This window comes from Arthrobacter sp. PAMC25284 (assembly GCF_019443425.1).
GTDB classification, from domain to species: domain Bacteria; phylum Actinomycetota; class Actinomycetes; order Actinomycetales; family Micrococcaceae; genus Arthrobacter; species Arthrobacter oryzae_A.
The window spans coordinates 2562349-2581927 of the sequence record NZ_CP080382.1; the positions used below are offsets into that span (position 1 = coordinate 2562349).

Below are 19579 nucleotides of genomic sequence, written 5' to 3' on the forward strand. Positions count from 1 at the left end.
GTTTCACCGACGCCCAGTTATCTACCACAATTCTAGCGTGTCGGTGACCGTATTCCTGCATTCCCGGGCCGTAAGCGGGGCGGGAATATGCCGCTGGGAGGCCGTTGATTTGCCCTGCAAGGCTTCAGCGGCCCGGCCCTAGGGTGCCTATACGCCACCGGGCCGGTGGGGCGGTCTACACGCCGTCCGTGGATTTTTCAAGAGTTTTCGCGGCAGCGCGTCAGAACCCGGGTGTTTGCGCGGCCCGCAGACTACCCGTAAGTGTCGCGGGGACCACGCCCGTTGACGGTCCGGAGGCCCTTGCGCCAGCTCGGCGCCGCCGGTCCAAGTACCTGAATGCTGGTCACCACGCCGTCGCCGAGTTCAGTCCGGAATTTCTCCAACAGGCTGATGCTCAGCAGCCGCAGTTGGGTAGCCCAGGCGGTGGAATCGCAGCGCACATGCAGAGTCGTGTCGGTGAAACTTTCGGGCGTGCAGTGAGCGGAGATTTCCGGTCCCACCAGGGTGGACCACTCAGCCATGACCGAGCCGACGGCCACGGGCGACGTCCAGCCGCGTTCGGCGACGAGGCGCCCGACGACCTTTCCCAGACCCAAGGGATCTCGGCCCGTACCGTGGAACTGCACGAAGCCGCGGGTGCCGCCGGTGCTGCGGCCGGGTTTCGCGGTGGTGCCACCGGCACGAGGGGCCTTCCGCCGAATTTCCCCGCGGGCCGCGGCTGCATCGCGCATCCGGTTCAGGGCCGCCTGGGCGGCATCGATGTCATCAGGGTCGCGGCCCGGTTGAAGCCCGCCGTCCTTATCCCTGTTCATCGGACTTCCTGGTCATTGGAATGTCCTGCTCATCGATTCCTCCCGGGACCACTTTCACCCGCCGCCCGGCCAATTCAACCGGGATGTCATCCTCGACGGCGGCAGTCACCAACACCTGCTCGGCACCGGATACTATTGCCGCCAGTTTACGCCGCCGCTGCACATCCAGCTCGGCGAAAACGTCGTCGAGAATCAGGATGGGCGCGGATCCGCCGGTGCGGGCGTCGTCCAGCATGACGTAGTACGAGGCCAACCGAAGGGACAAACACATCGACCACGTCTCGCCATGCGAGGCATAGCCCTTCGCCGGCGCCTGACCCAGGACCAACTCGAGTTCGTCCCGGTGCGGACCCACCAGCGAGACGCCCCGTTCAAGTTCCCTGCGCCGCGATGCTGCGAAGGCCTGAACATAACGCATCGTGAGCTCGTCCACCGTCAGCATCCGGAGATCGTCAGGACCACCCGAGGCCGGGACTGCGCCCAGCGGCACCCCGCCGTCGTCGTCCAGGGCCTCCTGCAGGGTGGAACGGTAGATGGCCCCGGCTTCCTTGGAACCGTCGGTGAGCTTTGTGTAGGCATTCCTCAAATGCGGGCGCAGGAGCTCCACCACTTCGAGCCGGGCGTAGAGAAGTTCGGCCCCGGCCCGTGCCATGTGCTGGTCCCAGACATCCAGGGTCGCCTCGTGCCCGGACGTGAATTTGCCGCCACGCCCGGATTTCAGCAGCGCGTTGCGTTGTTTGAGGACACGGTCGTAGTCGCTCCGGGTCGCAGCGTGCCGCGGCACGAGGCTGACCAGAAGTTCGTCCAGGAAACGCCGCCGGCTGGACGGATCGCCCTTGACCAGGGCCAGGTCTTCGGGGGCGAAAAGCACCGTCTGGCAGATGCCCAGAATGTCGCGGGGCCGAACAGGATTGCTGCGGTTGATGCGGGCGCGGTTGGCCCGGCCGGCATTAATTTCGAGTTCCAGCACCGTGGATTGTTCACCGCGGACCAGCCTGGCCCGGATCATCGCGCGTGCGGTACCGAAACGCAGCAGCGGCGCATCGGTGCTGACCCGGTGGGAGCTCAGTGTGGCAAGGTAGCCGATGGCCTCCATCAGGTTCGTCTTGCCAACGCCGTTGGATCCCACCATGACGGTGACTCCGGGCTGCAGGCTCAAATCAACCTGGTTATAGCTGCGGAAATCGGTGAGGGAAAGCTGCTCTAGGTACACGCCGGTTTCAGGACTTCAGCGAGGAATTACTTGGCCGGCCGGGTCGCATGTCCGCCGAACTGATTCCGCAGCGCCGAAACCATCTTCATGGCCGGAGAATTGTCCTCACGGGACGAGAACCGGGCAAAAAGCGCCGCCGTAATGGCGGGCGCCGGTACGGCGTTCGCAATCGCCTCTTCGACGGTCCAGCGCCCTTCGCCCGAATCCTCCACATAATCGTCGATTGAGGCCAGCCCGGGGTCCTCGTCCAAGGCTTTAACCATCAGATCCAGGAGCCACGAGCGCACCACGGTGCCCTTCTGCCAGGCCCGGAATGTTCCCGGAAGATCGGTGATGATGTCCTTCGCAGCAAGCAGTTCGTAGCCCTCTGCGTAGGCCTGCATCAGACCGTATTCAATTCCGTTATGCACCATCTTGGCGTAGTGTCCGGCGCCGACCGCGCCGACGTGGACGAAGCTGTCCGCACGGTCACCTTCGGGGCGGAGGGCATCAAAGACGGGAAGGGCACGTTCGATGTCCCCGGCTTCGCCGCCCGCCATCAGGCCGTAGCCGTTCTTCAGTCCCCAGACACCGCCGGAAACACCGCAGTCCACGAACCGGATTCCCTTGTCCGCCAGCGCGGCGGCATGTTTTTGGTCTTCGGTGAACCTCGAGTTCCCGCCGTCAATGACAAGATCGCCGGCGTCGAGTTTGCTCCCGAGCTCGGTGATCACAGACTCCGTAATGTCGCCCGACGGGACCATCACCCAGATCAGCCGCGGAGTCGGAACGGCTGCAATAAGCTCGTCCATGCCCGCCACGTCGGTGACGTCCGGATTGCGGTCCAGACCGGTCACCTCGATCCCGGCGTTGCGCAGGCGTTCGCGCATGTTGAAGCCCATTTTTCCGAGGCCGATCAGTCCGATATGCACGGTAGGGGCTCTTTTCTGCGCTGGTGACGGGCATCGGGACGGGGAATCGGTGCAGTGCCCGATTCCTGGTTGCGTCGGCGGTGTCGCCAGTCCGGAAACCTGGCCAGCGCCGCCTGGGGCTAGTTGGGGAGCCTGACCGGCATGACCAAGTAGCGGTAGTCGCCCTGGTCTTCGCCCTCGGCGTCCTGCTGGGCTGTGATCATGGCCGGTTTAGGGGCGCTCGTGAAGGAGAACCTGACGTATTTGGATTCGATCACGCTGAGGCCTTCCACGAGATAGTGCGGGTTGAACGCAACCGTGATGTCTTCACCGCTCAGCAGGGCCTCGAGCTCTTCTGAGGCCTGGGCGTCCTCGCCCGTTCCTGCATCCAGATGCAGCTGGCCTTGGGTGAAGGCCAGCCGGACGGGGGTATTGCGTTCCGCCACGAGGGAGACGCGACGGACGGCCTCGACGAGTTCCTGGGTCTGTACGGTGGCATGGATGGGGGTCGAATCCGGAAAGAGCGAGCGGATTTTCGGATAGTCCCCGTCGACCAGGAGCGAAGTGGTGGTCCGGCCGCCACTTTCGAAACCAATAAGCCGGCTGTCGTCGTCGGCGAGGGCAAGATGAATATCCCCACTGCCGCCAAGGGTCTTCGCCACTTCGTTAAGGGTTTTTGCCTTGACCAGTGCACTTGTGGAAATACCGGGGGTTACTGGTTTCCACGGGACTTCACGCATGGCCAGCCGGTAGCGGTCGGTCGCGAGCAAGGTGATCAGATCGTCCTCGATCTCCATCCGGACGCCGGTGAGGATCGGCAGGGTGTCGTCCTTGCTGGCCGCGATAATCACCTGTGAGACGGCCTGGGCGAAAGAGTCGCCCGGAACCGTGCCGCTGATCGGCGGCAAAGCCGGCAGCGGCGGATATTCCGCCTCCGGCATGGTGGCCAGATGGAAGCTGCTGCGGCGGCAGGTGAGCGTGACTTTGTTGCCGTCGGTTTCAACATCGACGGGTGCAGAGGGCAGGCTTCGGCAGATATCGGCGAGCAGGCGGCCGGAGACCAGAATGGTCCCTTCGGTTGCGACGTCAGCAGCGATTTCGAGCCTGGCAGAGGTCTCATAGTCGAAGCTTGAGAGGCTCACGGTACCGGCTTCAGCCTTGAGGAGCAGGCCTGAAAGCACGGGAACTGGCGGCCGCGGAGACAACGACCGGGCGGTCCATGTCACGGCTTCTGCCAGGACGTCCCGGTCGACTCTGAACTTCACGGAAGGGTGCCGCCTTTCATTGCTGCTGTCACGCAAAAAGTACTTCGAACGATGCCGGAAGGCTGATGCTGCTGTCCGGTTCCGCCAAAAATGGGAAGTGCACGCCGGCCCAGTTTCCTGCAGTGCACACGCTGAACCACAGAGCGGCGAACTACAAGAAGTGCCCGGACGGACGCACTGCAGACAGCTTAGCCCCAAGAAGGGGGTTCTCTCATCCCCGGCTTGGATCTTTGTGGTTCCGATGGGCTTCGCGGCCGCCGGGCCCGAAGGGGTCCGGGGTCTGCGTGGGGGGTCGGATCGAAACTGTTGTTTGAGGGAATTTCATTTTCTTGGGATTAGTAGTGTTAATAACTGCTGTGGAAACTGTGGATAACCTTGTTTCGCGGCAGGATTCCGCGGTTAAGCCCTGTTCACGGATTGTGGGTGGAACGAGTTTTAAACAGGGTGTGGATGGGGACAACTTTTTCGGCCGATTCCGTGATCCACAGATGCCTTAAGGGTTTTAAGCCCATTAACGGCGGTTGTCCCCTTAAGTATCCACAGGGTTGTCCACAGGTGCCTGTTAATAAGGTAGAGGCGTCAGGCCGCGCCGGTCAGGAATTGCGCTGCTGCTGCTTGATCCGGTTGGTCAGTTCAGTCACTTGGTTGTAGATGACGCGTCGTTCGGCCATCAGTTCCCGGATCTTCCGATCGGCGTGGATGACGGTGGTGTGATCGCGCCCGCCGAGCTCCTGCCCGATCTTGGGCAACGACATGTCCGTCAGTTCCCGGCACAGGTACATCGCAATCTGCCGTGCGGTCACGAGGGTTCGTGTTCGCGACTTACTGCAGAGCTCTTCCATGCTGAGCTTGAAGTAGTCGGCCGTCTGGGTCAGGATCTGGCCGGAAGTGATTTCCTGGGCGCCGTCATCGGTGATGAGGTCCTTGAGGACCATTTCGGCCAGGGCAACATCCACAGGCTGCCGGTTCAGGCTGGCGAAGGCCGTCACCCGGATAAGGGCACCCTCAAGTTCGCGGATGTTGCTGGAAATCTTGGAAGCGATGTACTCAAGCGCGTCGTCCGGCGCGGAGAGACCTTCGCTGAGCGCCTTCTTCCGGAGGATAGCGATCCGGGTTTCAAGCTCGGGAGGCTGAATGTCCGTCAGCAGGCCCCCACTCGAAGCGCGACTTCATCCGGTCCTCGAATCCGGCGAGCAGCTTGGGCGGCTGGTCGGAGGTGATAACAACCTGTTTGTTGTTATTGTGCAGGGCGTTGAACGTGTGGAAGAACTCCTCGAGCGTCCGGTCTTTGCCCGCCAGGAACTGGATGTCATCGATCAGCAACACATCGACGTTGCGGTATGTGGTCTTGAAGCTGGTGCCTTCATCGTCACGGATGGAGTTGATGAAGTCGTTGGTGAATTCCTCGGAGTTCACATACCGGACCCGGATCCCGCTGTAGAGACGGCGGGCGTAGTGTCCGATCGCGTGGAGCAGGTGGGTTTTGCCCAACCCGGAGTCACCGTAGATGAACAGCGGGTTGTAGGCCTTTGCGGGCGCCTCGGCCACGGCCACTGCCGCTGCGTGGGCGAACCGGTTGGACGAGCCGATGACGAAGGTGTCGAAGACATACTTCGGGTTGAGGCGGCCGAATTCATGGGAAGTGCTCGGCAGCATTGGCTGCGGCTTGAGTTCCACCGTCGGATCGGCGGCGAGGGCAAGCTCGACGGCGGGTTCAGGTTCCGTGTGCAGTGGCACCAGATCCGTGTCGACGTCGATCGCGCAGCGGATCTCATCGGAGAAAACATTCCGTAGGGCGTCGTCGAGAGCTTCCTTGACCTGGGTCTGCAGGACTTCACGCGTGAGTTCGTTGGGGACCGCCACAAGCAGGGTCGAACCGATCAGGCCCTGGGCCTGGGCCAGGATGACGAAGCCGCGCTGCCGGGGTGAGACACGGTGGTCGTTCTCCAGCAGACTGACAACCCGCCGCCAGGAACTCCCGACAGTATTGGCTTGGTTGGCTTCGTCTACTGTCATGAATCAGTTCCTCAAACTTGCTTTGTGTGTATTACGAGCCTCCGGGCGGGCCGGACCGGGGGTCCTGGGCCCCGCACAATCCACAGGGTTATGCACAGTCCGTGGATAACGGGCTACTGAGCCACTGTAGGGGATGAATTCGCCAGAAGATAGCTGGGATCTTCCTGTGGATAATTACATCCGTGTGGTTCGCTTGCGGAGTCCGTGAAGGGATTCATCCACAGGCCGCAGGAGGAGTTAGCCACAGCTGGGGATAGCCTGCGGCGCGACCCCCAGTTTGACTCTGGAGGGCGGCAAGCCCTAACGTTGTGAAGTCCCATGTGTGCGCTTTACGCCTTGTCTGAATCTTTCCCGACGCCCTGCGTCTTGCGAGTTGGGGGAAGCGGCACATACAAAACTTAGCGTCGACCAGTTCTTCCCCTTGATCGGGTGGGCGCACCTTTGATCCACTGGAGTAACTAACGTGAGCAAGCGGACTTTTCAGCCGAATAACCGCCGTCGAGCCAAGAAGCACGGCTTCCGCCTTCGTATGCGTACCCGTGCCGGCCGTGCCATTCTGGCAGCCCGTCGTGGCAAGGGCCGCATCGAACTGTCGGCCTAAATAACTGACTCGTCGGTCCACATCCCTGTGCGAGTTTAACGGTGCTAGCCACCCGAAACCGTCTGCGGACATCAACCGATTTTTCAACAACCGTACGTTCCGGTGTCCGCAATGGACGCCGGAACGTAGTGTTATATACGGCAGCCCTCGCTGCCGATCAACCGAGCCGGATCGGATTCATCGTTTCCAAGAGTGTTGGGAACGCTGTGGTCAGGAACCTCGTTAAGAGGAGACTGAGGGAAGCCGGTGCTTTGTCGTTGCAGAAATACGGCAGTGGGTTCTCCATCGTAGTGCGGGCGCTGCCCGCCGCGGCGGGTGCCAGCTGGGAACAACTGCTCGCAGACTATGACGCCGCTTTGGAGACAACCATCAAACGGCTCGGTAACCGCGTTTTGGCTTCATCGCTTTCTAACGAGACAACACAGGAAGGGACCCCGCGTGCGTAAGTCAACTGCCGCCGTCGTCCCCCACTTGAAAGCGGGTGCAGCCTGGACCGCCACGGCGATTTGGAACCTGCCCCGCAATATTCTGATTGTGCTGCTCGTTGTATACCGCAAGCTGGTATCGCCGCTCTACGGACAGGTGTGCCGCTTTTTCCCCAGCTGCTCGGCCTATGCCCTTGAATCAGTCACCGTCCATGGTGCAATTAAAGGAAGCTGGCTTGCAGTCAGGCGCCTCGGGCGCTGCCATCCCTGGAACGCCGGCGGTGTGGACCATGTCCCCGCCGGGCACCGCGAGTGGCCTGAAGGCCACACCCCCACAATTGTTGTGCTGAACAATCCGGACCAGTACCTGAGTGCTCAGACTGATGGACAAGGCCGCAATGCGGCCTGACGAATAGGGATATCGTATGGACTTCTTTGAAACAATCATGTTTCCGTTCAAGTGGCTGGTCTCGATCATTATGGTCGGCTTCCACGAGGGGCCTGACTGCCATTGGATTGCCTGAAGCTTCCGGCTGGACATGGACGCTGTCCATCATCGGGCTGGTGCTGGTGATCCGTGCCGCCCTGATCCCTGTCTTCGTCAAGCAGATCAAGGCCCAGCGCGGCATGCAGCTGCTGCAGCCGGACCTGAAGAAGCTCCAGGACAAGTACAAGGGCAAGACCGACCAGCTCTCCCGCCAGGCCATGGCGCAGGAACAGATGGCCATGTACAAGAAGCACGGCACCAACCCGTTCTCGGCCTGCCTGCCCATGCTGATCCAGATGCCGTTCTTCTTTGCCCTGTTCCAGGTGCTCTCCGGGATCAGCACCAATGCCCGCGAAGGTGAAGGTGTGGGGGCGATGAGCCCCGAGCAGGTAGTTCAGTTTGATCAGTCCAGTATCTTTGGCGCCCCGCTGTCCGCGACTCTGCTTCACGGTACGCCTCCGGGCGGCAACGTAGTAGCCGTCTGGATCCTCTCGATCGTGATGATCCTGGCCATGACGGCCTCACAATTCATTACGCAGAAGCAGATCATGGCCAAGAACATGTCTGCAGAGGCCATGGCCAGCCCATTCATGCGGCAGCAGAAGATGATGCTCTACATCCTGCCGATCGTGTTTGGCATCGGCGGTATTAACTTCCCCATCGGCGTCCTGATCTACTGGACCACCACCAACCTTTGGACCATGGCGCAGCAGTTCTTCGTGATACGCCGGATGCCGACGCCGGGCTCCCCCGCCGCCAAGGCGCTGGCCGAGCGCCGTGCAGCCAAGGGTCTTGCGCCCGCGCCCCTGACCGGCGCGCAGAAGGCCGACGCCGAGGCCGCTGAAGCCGCCGCGGCGGCGGCAGCCGCAGCCAAGTCCCAGCGCGTTCAGCCGCAACGTAAGAACAGGAAGAAGAAGTAATGTCCGCCGAGAGCACCGAGCACACTATTTCTGTTGACACCGACCCGGAACGCGACGGTTCCCTCGACGGAGCCGTATCCGCCGGCCAGGATGTCGAGGAAACTGCGGCTTCGACCGACGACGCGGATGGCACAACCGGCAGGAATGTCTCGGTCGGACGCCTGGAAGAGGAAGGCGACGTAGCCGCCGATTACCTCGAGGAGTTGCTGGACATCGCGGACATCGATGGCGATATCGACATCGAGGTCCGTAACGGACGAACCTACATTTCGATCGTGACCGAAGAAGAAACCGCCGGACTTGAGAGCCTTGTCGGCCGAGATGGCGAGGTCCTGGAAGCCCTCCAGGAACTGACCCGGCTGGCCGTTCTGTCGGCGACGGAGAACCGCTCGCGTCTCGTGTTGGACATCAACGGCTATCGCGCCGAGCGTGCCGGCGATCTGCACAAGATCGCGGAAGACGCCGTCGCAGCTGTCAAGGAATCAGGCGCGACCGTGGCACTGGCTCCAATGAGCGCCTACGAACGCAAGATCGTTCACGATGCCGTGGCCGAGCTCGGATTCGTCAGCGAATCCGAAGGCGAAGGTGCCGACCGGCACATCGTTATTTCCGCGGACTGACCCATCGATGAGTTTGATGATTGATATAACGTCAGCCGAGCTGAAGGCAGCAGAGACCATTTTCGGCGACCGCCTGGATTTGGCGAAACGCTATGTGGAGCACCTGGCCACCTCGGGAACCGAACGAGGACTGATCGGTCCGCGCGAAATCCCGCGATTGTGGAGCCGGCATGTGCTCAACTGCGCAGTCATTGAGAACCAGATTGCCCACGGCAGCCACGTGGCGGATGTCGGCAGCGGCGCGGGACTGCCAGGCCTATGCCTGGCCATCGCCCGGTCGGATCTCGAACTGACGCTGATTGAACCCTTGGAACGCCGAGTGATCTGGCTCCAGGAAGTGGTCGATGATCTGGGCCTAACAAACGTCACGATCATGCGTACCCGCGCCGAACTTGCGGTAGGAATGGTGGACGCCGACGTCGTCACGGCCCGCGCCGTCTCCGCGATGACCAATCTGGCCGGCCTGACAATCCCGCTGCTGGCGGGCAAGGGTGAAGTTGTGGCTATCAAGGGCCGCAGCGCAGGCGAGGAAATCGCCAAGGCTGCCAAAGTGATCCGCAAACTGGGCGGTGTCAGCACCTCGGTGGTGCTGGTGGGTGAGGACCTCCTGGAGGAGCCCACTACCGTAGTCCGCATCGTAGTGAACAAGCCTCAAAAGACCGCCTGACAGCGGGCCCGGCGCCCCCGGAGTCTCCGGGGAAGAGGTTAGGCTAGTAACCGGCAGTAAGAGCCGAATGAGAGTGAGCGTAACATCGTGAGCAGTAGCGAAGCCTCCGCACAACGGATACCTCCGTTTGTGTCCCTGGGGTCAGCCCGGGCCTTCAGCGTGCCCGCAGCCGCTCATGACTTCTCCGGAAAGCAAACGGGTTCGGTTTCACGTGGTGCCACAATAGCGAGTGTTTCACGTGAAACGTCCGTTTCGCCGATCGGCAACGTCTTGGATTCCATCGACGATTCCAGTCCCATTGCCCGGGAGCTTGCCCACGAGAACCGGCGCCGCGAACGGTTACTCGGCCGTGAACTGCCCAAACCGGAGCACACCCGGATCTTTACCGTGTCCAACCAGAAGGGCGGGGTCGGCAAGACCACCACGACGGTGAACATTGCCGCCGCCCTGGCCGCCGCCGGGCTCAACGTCCTGGTCATTGACATTGATCCGCAGGGAAATGCATCCACCGCACTGGGGATCGAACACCATGCTGATGTCGACAGTATCTACGACGTTCTTATCAACGACCTTCCGCTGAAGGACGTTGTGGCCCCATGCCCCGATATTGCGAACCTGATCTGCGCGCCGGCCACGATTCATTTGGCCGGCGCGGAAATTGAACTGGTGAGCCTGGTCGCCCGGGAACAGCGACTGCGGCGGGCCATTGATGTCTATTCCAAGGAACGCGTGAAGAACGGCGAGGAACGCCTCGACTACATCTTCATTGACTGCCCGCCCAGCCTAGGGCTGCTGACAGTCAATGCGTTCTGCGCCGCCAACGAAGTTCTTATCCCGATTCAGTGTGAGTACTACGCACTCGAAGGCCTCAGTCAACTGTTGAATAACATCGAAATGATCCAGAAGCACCTGAATGCTGATCTGGTAGTCTCCACTATTCTTTTGACCATGTATGACGGTCGCACCAACCTTGCCGCCCAAGTAGCGGCGGAGGTGCGTCAGCATTTCCCGGAAAAGGTTCTTGGGGCTGTCGTGCCGCGTTCGGTGCGCATCTCGGAAGCGCCGAGTTACCAACAGACCGTAATGACCTACGATCCATCCTCCAGCGGCGCTCTCTCCTATTTGGAAGCCGCATCTGAAATCGCTGAACGTTAGACTCGTCCTTAAATTGCACTAGCCAGAGCCGGGTGATGCCGGGCTCTTCCACCGGAGGGATTTATCCATGAGCGATAAGCGACGCGGCCTCGGCCGTGGACTTGGCGCACTCATTCCAAGTTCCGCCGCGGCTAGCGCCTCCGGAACTGGGTCGGCACCTCCCCGGCCGGTGGATCTCTTTTTCCCCGAGGGCCCGCTCGAGAATCTCCGATTTAAAAGATACTGCCGAGACGCTGCTGTCTCCCGAGGAGGAGACTGCCGAAGGCCAGCGTAATGCGCTTCCGGCTTCAGGCACCTCGGAGTCCGCGTCGTCCCGGAAGGCTTCGGCGATTACGCCGCACGCCGACAACGATGTGGCACGTGAGGAGAACCGGGGAACCGACTCCGGATCCGGCGTCGAGCTCATTGCGGTTCCCGGTGTTCGTTTCGCCGAACTAGCAGTCACCGACATCCATCCCAACCGTAAGCAGCCACGTTCTGTCTTCGATGAGGACGACATGGCGGAGCTCGTTCACTCGGTCAGGGAAATTGGCGTCCTCCAGCCAATTGTGGTCCGTACATCAACGGAAAAGGGTGGCGAACCCTACGAACTGGTCATGGGTGAGCGTCGTTGGCGGGCCGTACAGGCGGCCGGCATGGACACCATCCCGGCGATCGTCCGTGACACCACTGATGATGACCTCCTGCGTGACGCATTGCTGGAAAACCTCCACCGCAGCCAGCTGAACCCGCTCGAAGAGGCAGCGGCATACCAGCAGCTTCTGGAGGATTTCGGCACAACTCACGAACAGCTTGCGGACCGGATTGGCCGCTCCCGGCCCCAGGTCTCCAACACCCTCCGGTTGCTGAAACTGCCTCCGCTGGTGCAACGCAGAGTGGCAGCCAGTGTAATTTCTGCCGGGCATGCGCGTGCGCTCCTGGCGCTTCCTGACGCCGCAGCAATGGAGCGGATGGCACAGAAGATTATCGCGGAGGGTATGTCCGTTCGCGCCACCGAAGAGGCCGTGACGTTGTACCAGGGTCCTGCGGCGCCGACGAAGAACAACATTCCCCGGCCAGGTGCACGGCACGAGCGCCTCGATTACCTGGCATCGTCGCTGTCCGACCGCCTGGACACCAATGTCAAGATCTCGCTCGGCGCGCGTAAGGGCCGGGTCAGCATCGAGTTCGCGAGCGTCGAGGATTTGAACCGGATTATGGATGTCCTGTCACCCGGAGCTTCGGGCTAGTTCGTTGTTTTTTGCGCCAAACGCAAAGAGGGGCCTGTTTCACGTGAAACAGGCCCTCTTTGCGTTTGGCGCAGTTGTCTCTGCGAAGCGGAGGACTACCAATGGAGTGCTGCGGCGGTGGCCATGGGACCTTGACGGTAATGATCCGGAGGACTCGCGCTTTGGCCCAAGGCTCTTCATTCGGCACGGCGGGGATGCCCTCAGTGTCGGTGAGCTCCTGGATGAGTTGGGAAAGAGTCTGGATGAGCTGGAGCTGAAGGGACGAAAAATGACCGCAACGACGAAGTCCTGGCCGGTGACGGATATATCCTTCCGGAGAGGGATTTCTTCAGCCGGTCCTCGTTCCGCCGTGCCAGCCGGGGCAAACCGTCCGACCCAGCTTGTTTCCGACCGCGCGCTGCAGTGGTGCCAGCCTCGAGAGGGCGAATTCCAGGTCCGGTTCGGCAGCGACGAGTACCGGGTCTTGCCAGCTGACCGGAGCCAGCTGCTGGAGACAGCGTTTCGAGGGAAGGGATCGTCAGTATCACATGTTTTGTCGGAACACGTCAGGTCCGGAGGCTCGTGTTTTCGACCGGGCAACGATCGTTATTCGGAAGGCTGCCCCGGGATCGAAGACCGGGGCACCTGGCGCACGGGGCTATCAGACATGGCTGCCGCTCTGGATGAACTCACCTTCCATGGACTACGGCACAGTGAGACACCGGCACTCTAGCGGCTACGTTGAATGCGTTTGAGTGAGCTTCACCGGCGCCGTGGCACTGTTCGAAGACACCCATCCGGGCGAGGCCACAGGCGTCCGTGTCCGGGCTGGCCTGGCAACCCTTTTGATGACAGAGGGCCTTGGCCAGAACAGGTGACGACATCCCTCGGGGACCGGTCCGAAATGCCAACTGCACAAACATTTACCAACCCCAGGTGACAACTGCGCCCCAACCCGAAAACCGTTGAATGACTCTCGCCAAAGTCGCTGAATAACATATTGACGGCTGGCACCCGACCCATAGGAAATTATCTGAGGGGGCAAGACCGTGACTCGCAACAGTGAGGGTTCGACACCGGCCGCTTTGATTCACTCGTTCAGTCTCGGAACCCTCGGTCATCGCGTGGTAAAGGGTCGGGCGACGGGCGATCTCCTGGTCGTGATCAGTGCTTTTGCAGCCGCTATTTGCTGGTGGATCGGGGTGACGGGACTCGTAGCTATCGGAGGTATGGCGGGCGGTACCGCTGGATTTGTTGTATTCCTGGCCATTCCCGTCCTTGTCACAGTCACGACGTATCGGGTGGTCCGCCGTCGCAGGAGCCCCACCTCCCCGTGATCGGGAGAGCACCGGGGCTGGACGAGGCGGATATCCCGGTGCGGTTTCCCTGCTGCAAGCCTCGCCCTGACGGTCTGGATCGTAGGGATCATCGCAACATGCGGGCATATTGGGAGGTGCATCAGCTTCGGAACGACTCGATAGCTGAAACCAAGCGCTGCGGGAGAGGCTGCGGAGCGGTCAGGGATCCGGTCATCAAACGGATTCGAAGTTTCTTGGCCATGACCTCAGCAGTACCCAATTCCGGACGCCAGTTCCCTCTTGAGCGAGAACCCAGCGCCCCGGAGGGCACGCGTGACACTCAAGGGCATGCGCTAAAGGTACTGCGTTCTGTCGTGGAATCAGGCGCTTGCGATCGCTGGCCACCACCCAGTCCGGCCTGGATCTACCGGCCGTGAGGCGTGCGTGGCTGTTGTGAGTGTCGGTCTGCACTGACCGCGGCCGTGACGTCGTCAGCCCTGAAGCGTCGCACCACTGCCGACGGAACTCGCACGTCAGTCAGCGTGGCCAGCGTACGGCCTGGGTGGCTCCCTAAGGCCCTCAGGCGGTCTGCGCCTGCCGGGAGCCCACTTAGGGCGGTTGGCGTGCCTATAGCCTCTCCTCCGTTCCACCCCTGGTTCCCGGGCCGGTGTCGGGCGCCTGCACTGGCACGCGCATCCGGATCATTATGCCCGGGATCGGACCGGTTCAGATTAACGTCGAGCGGTGCGCGCTGTGGCGTTCGAGTGGCTATGAGCAGATTAAGGCAGCATTGGTTGACGGGGCCGTGGTGTCGCTGAGCGCGAAGGGGGTCACAACGGGGGGAAATCGCGGCCCAACCAAACTGGTTCTTGGGGCCAGTGCGTGACTATCCTGATTCCCAAGTGCACCGTAAAAGGTCACCGCTGGGGTGTCAGAGTGGCATAGCCAGCCCCCTGGACCCACCGCCGGCAGGGAAATCCTTTCGCATCTTCAGGCGCCAGATAGGCGTTGGTGGTTCGGGAATGGGGTGTATCTTGTCGCGGACTTGCCGGCTCCCCCAGCGACGTGCTCGTCCTGGTCGGCAGACCGGCCAGGCAGCTGCCCCGCGTGCTGATGTGTCCATCCGTAGACCCATTGTTCGTTGGGACCGAAGTCCTATGAAGCTTCTATATCTCGTCAACCCCCAATTTCGCTGCCGGCGGCGGTGTTGAGGTCTCGGTAGAGGCGTCGGGCGAGGTAACGCTTGATGCAGCGGCGGATCTCGCGGTCTGTCTTGCCTTCTGCGCGGAGTTTGTCGGCGTAAGCGCGGGTTGGGGGGTGTCCCTATGTTTTTTGTCAAGCGCTCGGACGGGTTTTTCGAAAAATGATGTGACTGTTTTCGGGCAGGGATGAGCGGCTGGCGGCGCGTGTCCGCGAGCTGGTAGCCCTCTGTGTTTAGGCGGTTTTCGGGCTTGGCGCCTCGTAGAAGGTGCCGTCGCGGAGCATCGCGAAGAGGACGTCGCAGCGGCGTCGTGCCAGGGCGATCAGGGCCTGGTTGTGCCGTTTACCCTCTGCCCGTTTCCGGTCGTAGTACTCCCGGGAGACCGGGTCTTTCAAGGACGCGAACGCCGAGAGGAAGAACGCCCGTTTGAGGATCTTGTTGCCCTTCTTGGAGGAGTGGTCTCCGCGGATTGAGGTTCCGGAGCGCCACGTCACCGGTGCGAGCCCGGAGTAGGAGCCCAGGTGCCCGGCGGTCTTGAATTCCTTGCCGACAACCTCGGTAATGATCCGGGCTGCCGTCCTGACGCCGACCGCCGGTAGGGACGTCAGGAGCTGGTGAAGAGGGTGGGCCTCCACGAGTTTTTCAACCTGTGCCAGGACCTCTGCCCGGGAGGCGCGCAGCTGGGCAAGCTGCGCCGCCAGCTGGGGCAGCACGACGCCGGCGGCAGTGGTGCCGGCCACGACCACGGTCTGCTCGGACAGGGCGGTGAAGATCCCCGCGGCCCAGCCTTTACCGGCCCGCGGAGCGGACCTGGCCATGAACGCGGCGACCCGGCTCTGGCCGGCCCTGCGCAGCGCCTCAGGCGTGGGGTATTTTTGCAGCAGCTCGGCCATAACGGGGTGGTCCAGATGTGGGCCGATGGCCCGTTCCAGTGCGGGATGGATCTGGGTGAGGAGCCCGCGGATCCGGTTCGAGGCGGCCGTGGCCTGCTTGGCCAGGTCATCGTCGAAGCCGCAGAGCATCGACAGTTCGGCGGCCTGCTCGTCGGTGACGGCGATCGAGCGCAGGGTGTGCGGCATGGTCCGGGCGGCCTCGGCGATTATGTAGGCGTCTCGGGCGTCGGTCTTGGCCTCGCCCGGGTGCAGGTCCGCGATGCGGCGCATCGCCAGGCCCGGCAGGTAACCGACCAGAATGCCGGCAGCCTGGGCCACGGCGACCGGCAGGGCGCCGATGGTGGCGGGCTGGTCCACGACCAGCAGCAGGGTCCCGTGCTTTGCGAGGCTGTCGATGATCGCCCGCAGTTTCGCCTCGTCCTGGGGCAGGGCCTTGTCGAGCAGTTTCTTGCCGTTCCTGTCCAAGGCCACCGCGTGGTGGTTGGTTTTGCCGACGTCGACGCCAATGAAGACATCAACGGAATCGTGGTCCTTGATCACGCATACCTCCAGCATTCCGGTCCGATCTGACAGCTGGCATGTCCTGCGGCCCCAGAGCTCGGCATCCACGTTACGGCCGGCCTCCCGCGATAAAGTCTGCAGCTGGTCTGGTCCCCATCAGCGATCCCCTGGCGCCTATCGCACCCGGGTGACAACACCCCCCGGATCATGATCGACTGGGGGACTAAATCATGCCGGGGCCGACAGGCCAGCAACCCCGATTCTTGCTCGTTTAGGGGCTATAAGAAAGGTAACGGGTGGTGGACCATCCTGACCATGGCGATGACGTTCAGTGCGCGGTTGAGGCGTCTGTCACCGCCGAGGTTGAGCCGGTGCCGGGTGGTGTTACCGGAAGAGACCGGGATGGGGTTGACGCCGGCGAGGGCAGCTAACGCGGATCCCTCGTCCATCCGCGGGGTGCGCAGCTGCTCTTCGTCGAGGGGAAGTACGGCCGCGGCGATACGCCGGGCGTCGATTGGGTCGGACTTGCCGATCCCGCAGCGGCCGGCGCGGCCCATCCGGGCCGCTTCGACTGCCCGGTAGCCAGCCAGCCCCGACTGGCGGGCGAGCTGGGCCCCCGTAGCTGCCGATGCCCTTGACCCACAGGACGCCAAGGTCTCCGTTCGTGCGCCATGCGGCCCAGGTGATCGCGCGGGCCCTGCCTGCATGGTGTTGGTGAAGGCCTCGGTGCTGAGGTGTTCGCCGTTGGCTGCGAGCACGGCTGTGTTTCGTCAACTTTAAGTAGGCCATTTCAGCGCTAAGAATCAGGCCACCTCGGCACGTTTCCAGGCCATTTCAGCGTTTTGGTTATTTCATCAGGGCATTTTTGACCCGGTAGGACTCACCACGGAACTGCAGGAGCCGTCCGTGGTGCACCAGCCGGTCGATGACGGCCGCGGCCATGTTGTCGTCCCCGAACACCGTTCCCCAGCGGGAGAACTCGAGGTTGGTGGTGATGATGAGGCTGCGTTTCTCGTAGCCGTCCGCGATGACTTGGAACAGGAGCCTGGCCCCTTCGGTATCGATCGGGAGGTAGCCCAGTTCATCGATGGCCAGGAGCTGGTTTTTGGCCAGGGAGGCGAGCTCCTTGTCCAGCCGGTCCTCGTCCTTGGCGCGGCGCAGCATCATGACCAGGGCTGAGGTGGTGAAGAACCTGGCCGGGATGCCTTGTCGGCAGGCGGCTGCGACCAGGGCGGTGGCCATGTGGGTTTTGCCGGTGCCGACATCCCCGTAGAGGACCAGGTCCTGGGCCCGGTTGATGAACTCCAGGGATTCGAGGGGTTCGCGGCCGTAGTCCTCGGGGAACCTGACACTGGTGTAGTCGAATCCCGTGAGTGTTTTCAGGGCAGGGAGCCTCGCGGATTTCAGCAATCGTTGGCGGCGTGATTCCTGCCGGGATTCGTGTTCGGCCAGCAGGACCCCGTGGAGGTATTCGCGTTGTTTCGGGGTGCCTTTCTCGGCCCATTCGGTCAACACGCTGCCGGTCAGTGAGGCATGTTTGCCCGCTTCGAGGATGTCTTGGACGGTGATCGGGTTCATGCGACTTCTCCGGTGTTCGTGTTCAGGGTGGTGAAGGTGTCATAGACGCTTAAGTCCACGTTGGCGGCGGCCGGTTCGGTGCCGTGGGCTAACCGGCGGGCGAGCATTCCCAGGGCTGCCATGTCCGGTTGGTCCCCGCGCCGGATCAGCGTGTCGGCGGCGGCCATCGCGGCGTCGAAGCCGGCGGACCCGGTCGCGGCATCCACCGCGTTGAGCAGGCGGCGACGGTCCGTGGGTGCCGCGGCATCGATCCAGTCGCGGACCGGGTCGGTGACCAGGGCCCGTAACGGGGAATGGCTCCAGGCGCCGGGCTTGGTCACCAGCAGCGGGACCAGGGAGGCGGGGTCGAAGATCGTTGTCGCCTGCCGGCCGAACACCCGGTCAAAGGACCGGATCGGTTCGGAGTGCTCATCGAGGATTTGAACCACGTCGTGGCGGAGTCCCACGGTGAGCATCCGCCCATGGAAGGAGGACCCGGCGGCGTAGGTGTTCCCGTCAATGAGCAGGTTCCCGGTCTTGTCGGCCTTGCGCGATTCGTAGCGCACCGGGTCGAACCCGACCCCGGGCAACGCCAGGGATGAGGCAACGTCGTGGGTGAACAGCTCGCCCAGGGGCAGGCCCTTGCGGTAATGCGTGGTGGTGGCCAACGCGTCGCACCGGGCCATGAGCACCTCGTTCAAGGCCTGCAGGCTGGAGGCCACGGGTTCGGGAACCATGAGGTTACGGCGCAGGAACCCGACCGCGTTTTCCACGTTCCCTTTTTCATGCCCGGAGTACGGGTTGCAGTAGCGGGATTCGGAGCGGTAGTGAAGCTTGAACGCCCCGAACAGTTTCGTCTCCACGACCCTGGTGCCCACCCGGCGCCCGATGCCGGTGGCGTTATCAAAGACCAGGTGCCTCGGTGCGGCCCCGATGTGCTCGAACACCTTCCGCAGTCCGTGGCAGACGCATTCGGCGGTTTCGCCGCGGTATGCCTGGACGAAGCGCATGTTCGAGAACGGGAAGGTCACCACCAGGATGTGAAGGACCTGCCGGATCCCGGCGATGATCGCCTCGGCCTGCCCGAAGTCGACCTGCGCGGTCCCGGCCGGCCACACCAACTCGGTGAAACCTTCACCAGCGATCCTGTTGCGGGCCGTCCATTTCTTCACGGACCGCTGCACCGGGGAATACGTGCCGGTGAAACCATGCTCATCCACGAGCCGGTCAAAGACGCGTTTGGCCGTATGCCGTTGCTTGCGGTTCCGGCGCTGGTCCTCGGTGAGCCACGCTTCGATAATGTGCTCGAACCCGGTGAGCACCGAAGCCCCGTGCCGGGCCAGCGGCACCGGCGGTTCAGGGGAGTAGTTCTCCTGATCGGCGTATTTGGTCACCGAGGACCGGCTAACGCCGAGCCTGCGCGCGATCTCCCGGCCCGGGACTCCCTGGGAGTCCAGCCTTCTGATATTTTCTTGTACGGACATGGGTACCGTCATCTGCTTTCCAGCCCTTCCGGCGCATACGCTTCGCAATGGCAGCGCCGTAAGGAACCTATCTGGGGGTGGCGGGCCCATGTCCCTGACACTCTGGGAAGGGCGCCGGCCACCCGGTGATCTCTATCCAGGCAAGCCCCCGAAACCATGATTTCGGGAAAAACTGGCCTGATTCTTACCGCTCTTTTGGCCTGAAACGAGCCACCAACTTGGCTCAAATTCCTGGCTGAAACGGCCTACAGATAGTCGATCACACACAACGGCATAGGTGTGGGTCCTGGCGTGGGTGTCCACGCTGATGACGTATGGGTGGGTGTGGGCGACAATTGTGCTCATGCGATCGGGGTTCCTCTCCAT

The 19579-nt window shown here is 62.3% G+C and carries 13 protein-coding genes and 5 pseudogenes; 8 read left to right on the top strand and 10 right to left on the bottom strand.

What is annotated here, in order from left to right:
* Positions 1-251 precede the first annotated feature (251 nt).
* The 5 genes and pseudogenes from KY499_RS11885 to dnaA form a co-directional block, all read right to left on the bottom strand.
* On the bottom strand, positions 252-812 hold the full coding sequence (locus KY499_RS11885; protein WP_219885463.1) for a DUF721 domain-containing protein: 561 nt from the start codon (positions 810-812) through the stop codon (positions 252-254).
* Entirely contained in the window at positions 799-2025 is a 1227-nt protein-coding gene (recF, locus tag KY499_RS11890) for a DNA replication/repair protein RecF (RefSeq protein WP_219885464.1), read from the bottom strand. The genes KY499_RS11885 and recF overlap by 14 nt, the downstream gene beginning before the upstream one ends.
* Before the next feature lie 26 nt (positions 2026-2051).
* Complete coding sequence (gnd, locus tag KY499_RS11895; protein ID WP_219885465.1) at positions 2052-2936, bottom strand: phosphogluconate dehydrogenase (NAD(+)-dependent, decarboxylating); 885 nt, start codon at positions 2934-2936, stop codon at positions 2052-2054.
* 119 nt (positions 2937-3055) lie between these two features.
* A complete protein-coding gene (gene dnaN / locus KY499_RS11900) occupies positions 3056-4180 on the bottom strand; it encodes a DNA polymerase III subunit beta (protein WP_123255820.1) in 1125 nt (374 codons plus the stop codon).
* 593 nt (positions 4181-4773) lie between these two features.
* Positions 4774-6196 (bottom strand): annotated as a pseudogene (gene dnaA / locus KY499_RS11905) (chromosomal replication initiator protein DnaA).
* Positions 6197-6659: 463 nt separating this feature from the next.
* Between dnaA and rpmH the strand changes: the two are divergent.
* The 8 genes and pseudogenes from rpmH (at position 6660) to KY499_RS11945 (ending at position 12300) form a co-directional block, all read left to right on the top strand.
* Positions 6660-6797, top strand: a complete 138-nt coding sequence (gene rpmH / locus KY499_RS11910; protein ID WP_062008104.1) for a 50S ribosomal protein L34 — start codon at positions 6660-6662, stop codon at positions 6795-6797.
* 41 nt (positions 6798-6838) lie between these two features.
* Complete coding sequence (gene rnpA, locus KY499_RS11915; RefSeq protein ID WP_123255818.1) at positions 6839-7243, top strand: ribonuclease P protein component; 405 nt, start codon at positions 6839-6841, stop codon at positions 7241-7243.
* Positions 7236-7631 (top strand): membrane protein insertion efficiency factor YidD, encoded by a 396-nt coding sequence (yidD, locus tag KY499_RS11920; RefSeq protein ID WP_375141088.1) that lies wholly within the window; start codon positions 7236-7238, stop codon positions 7629-7631. The genes rnpA and yidD overlap by 8 nt, the downstream gene beginning before the upstream one ends.
* Positions 7632-7647: 16 nt before the next feature.
* Positions 7648-8629: pseudogene (yidC, locus tag KY499_RS11925) on the top strand (membrane protein insertase YidC).
* Entirely contained in the window at positions 8629-9249 is a 621-nt protein-coding gene (locus KY499_RS11930; protein ID WP_123255815.1) for a R3H domain-containing nucleic acid-binding protein, read from the top strand. Before yidC ends, KY499_RS11930 begins: the two are co-directional and overlap by 1 nt.
* 16 nt (positions 9250-9265) lie before the next feature.
* Positions 9266-9916 (top strand): 16S rRNA (guanine(527)-N(7))-methyltransferase RsmG, encoded by a 651-nt coding sequence (gene rsmG, locus KY499_RS11935; RefSeq protein WP_219885466.1) that lies wholly within the window; start codon positions 9266-9268, stop codon positions 9914-9916.
* An 87-nt stretch (positions 9917-10003) separates the two neighbouring features.
* The gene (locus tag KY499_RS11940; protein ID WP_308813041.1) at positions 10004-11071 is read left to right on the top strand and encodes a ParA family protein; all 1068 of its coding nucleotides are present in this window, start codon (positions 10004-10006) and stop codon (positions 11069-11071) included.
* Between the two features lie 67 nt (positions 11072-11138).
* Positions 11139-12300: pseudogene (locus KY499_RS11945) on the top strand (ParB/RepB/Spo0J family partition protein).
* Positions 12301-14753: 2453 nt separating this feature from the next.
* On the opposite strand, the pseudogene KY499_RS18260 reads toward KY499_RS11945, so the two are convergent.
* From KY499_RS18260 to istA, 5 genes and pseudogenes are all read right to left on the bottom strand, one after another.
* Positions 14754-14894: pseudogene (locus KY499_RS18260) on the bottom strand (IS110 family transposase); the annotation flags it as partial.
* 117 nt (positions 14895-15011) lie between these two features.
* Entirely contained in the window at positions 15012-16226 is a 1215-nt protein-coding gene (locus tag KY499_RS11950) for an IS110 family transposase (RefSeq protein WP_219885467.1), read from the bottom strand.
* A gap of 239 nt (positions 16227-16465) precedes the next feature.
* Positions 16466-16600: pseudogene (locus KY499_RS18795) on the bottom strand (transposase); the annotation flags it as partial.
* Positions 16601-17018: 418 nt separating this feature from the next.
* Entirely contained in the window at positions 17019-17750 is a 732-nt protein-coding gene (gene istB / locus KY499_RS11960; protein ID WP_219885469.1) for an IS21-like element helper ATPase IstB, read from the bottom strand.
* Positions 17747-19213: an IS21 family transposase gene (gene istA, locus KY499_RS11965; RefSeq protein ID WP_219885470.1), complete on the bottom strand. Its 1467-nt coding sequence runs from the start codon at positions 19211-19213 to the stop codon at positions 17747-17749. The genes istB and istA overlap by 4 nt, the downstream gene beginning before the upstream one ends.
* Positions 19214-19579: the final 366 nt, after the last annotated feature.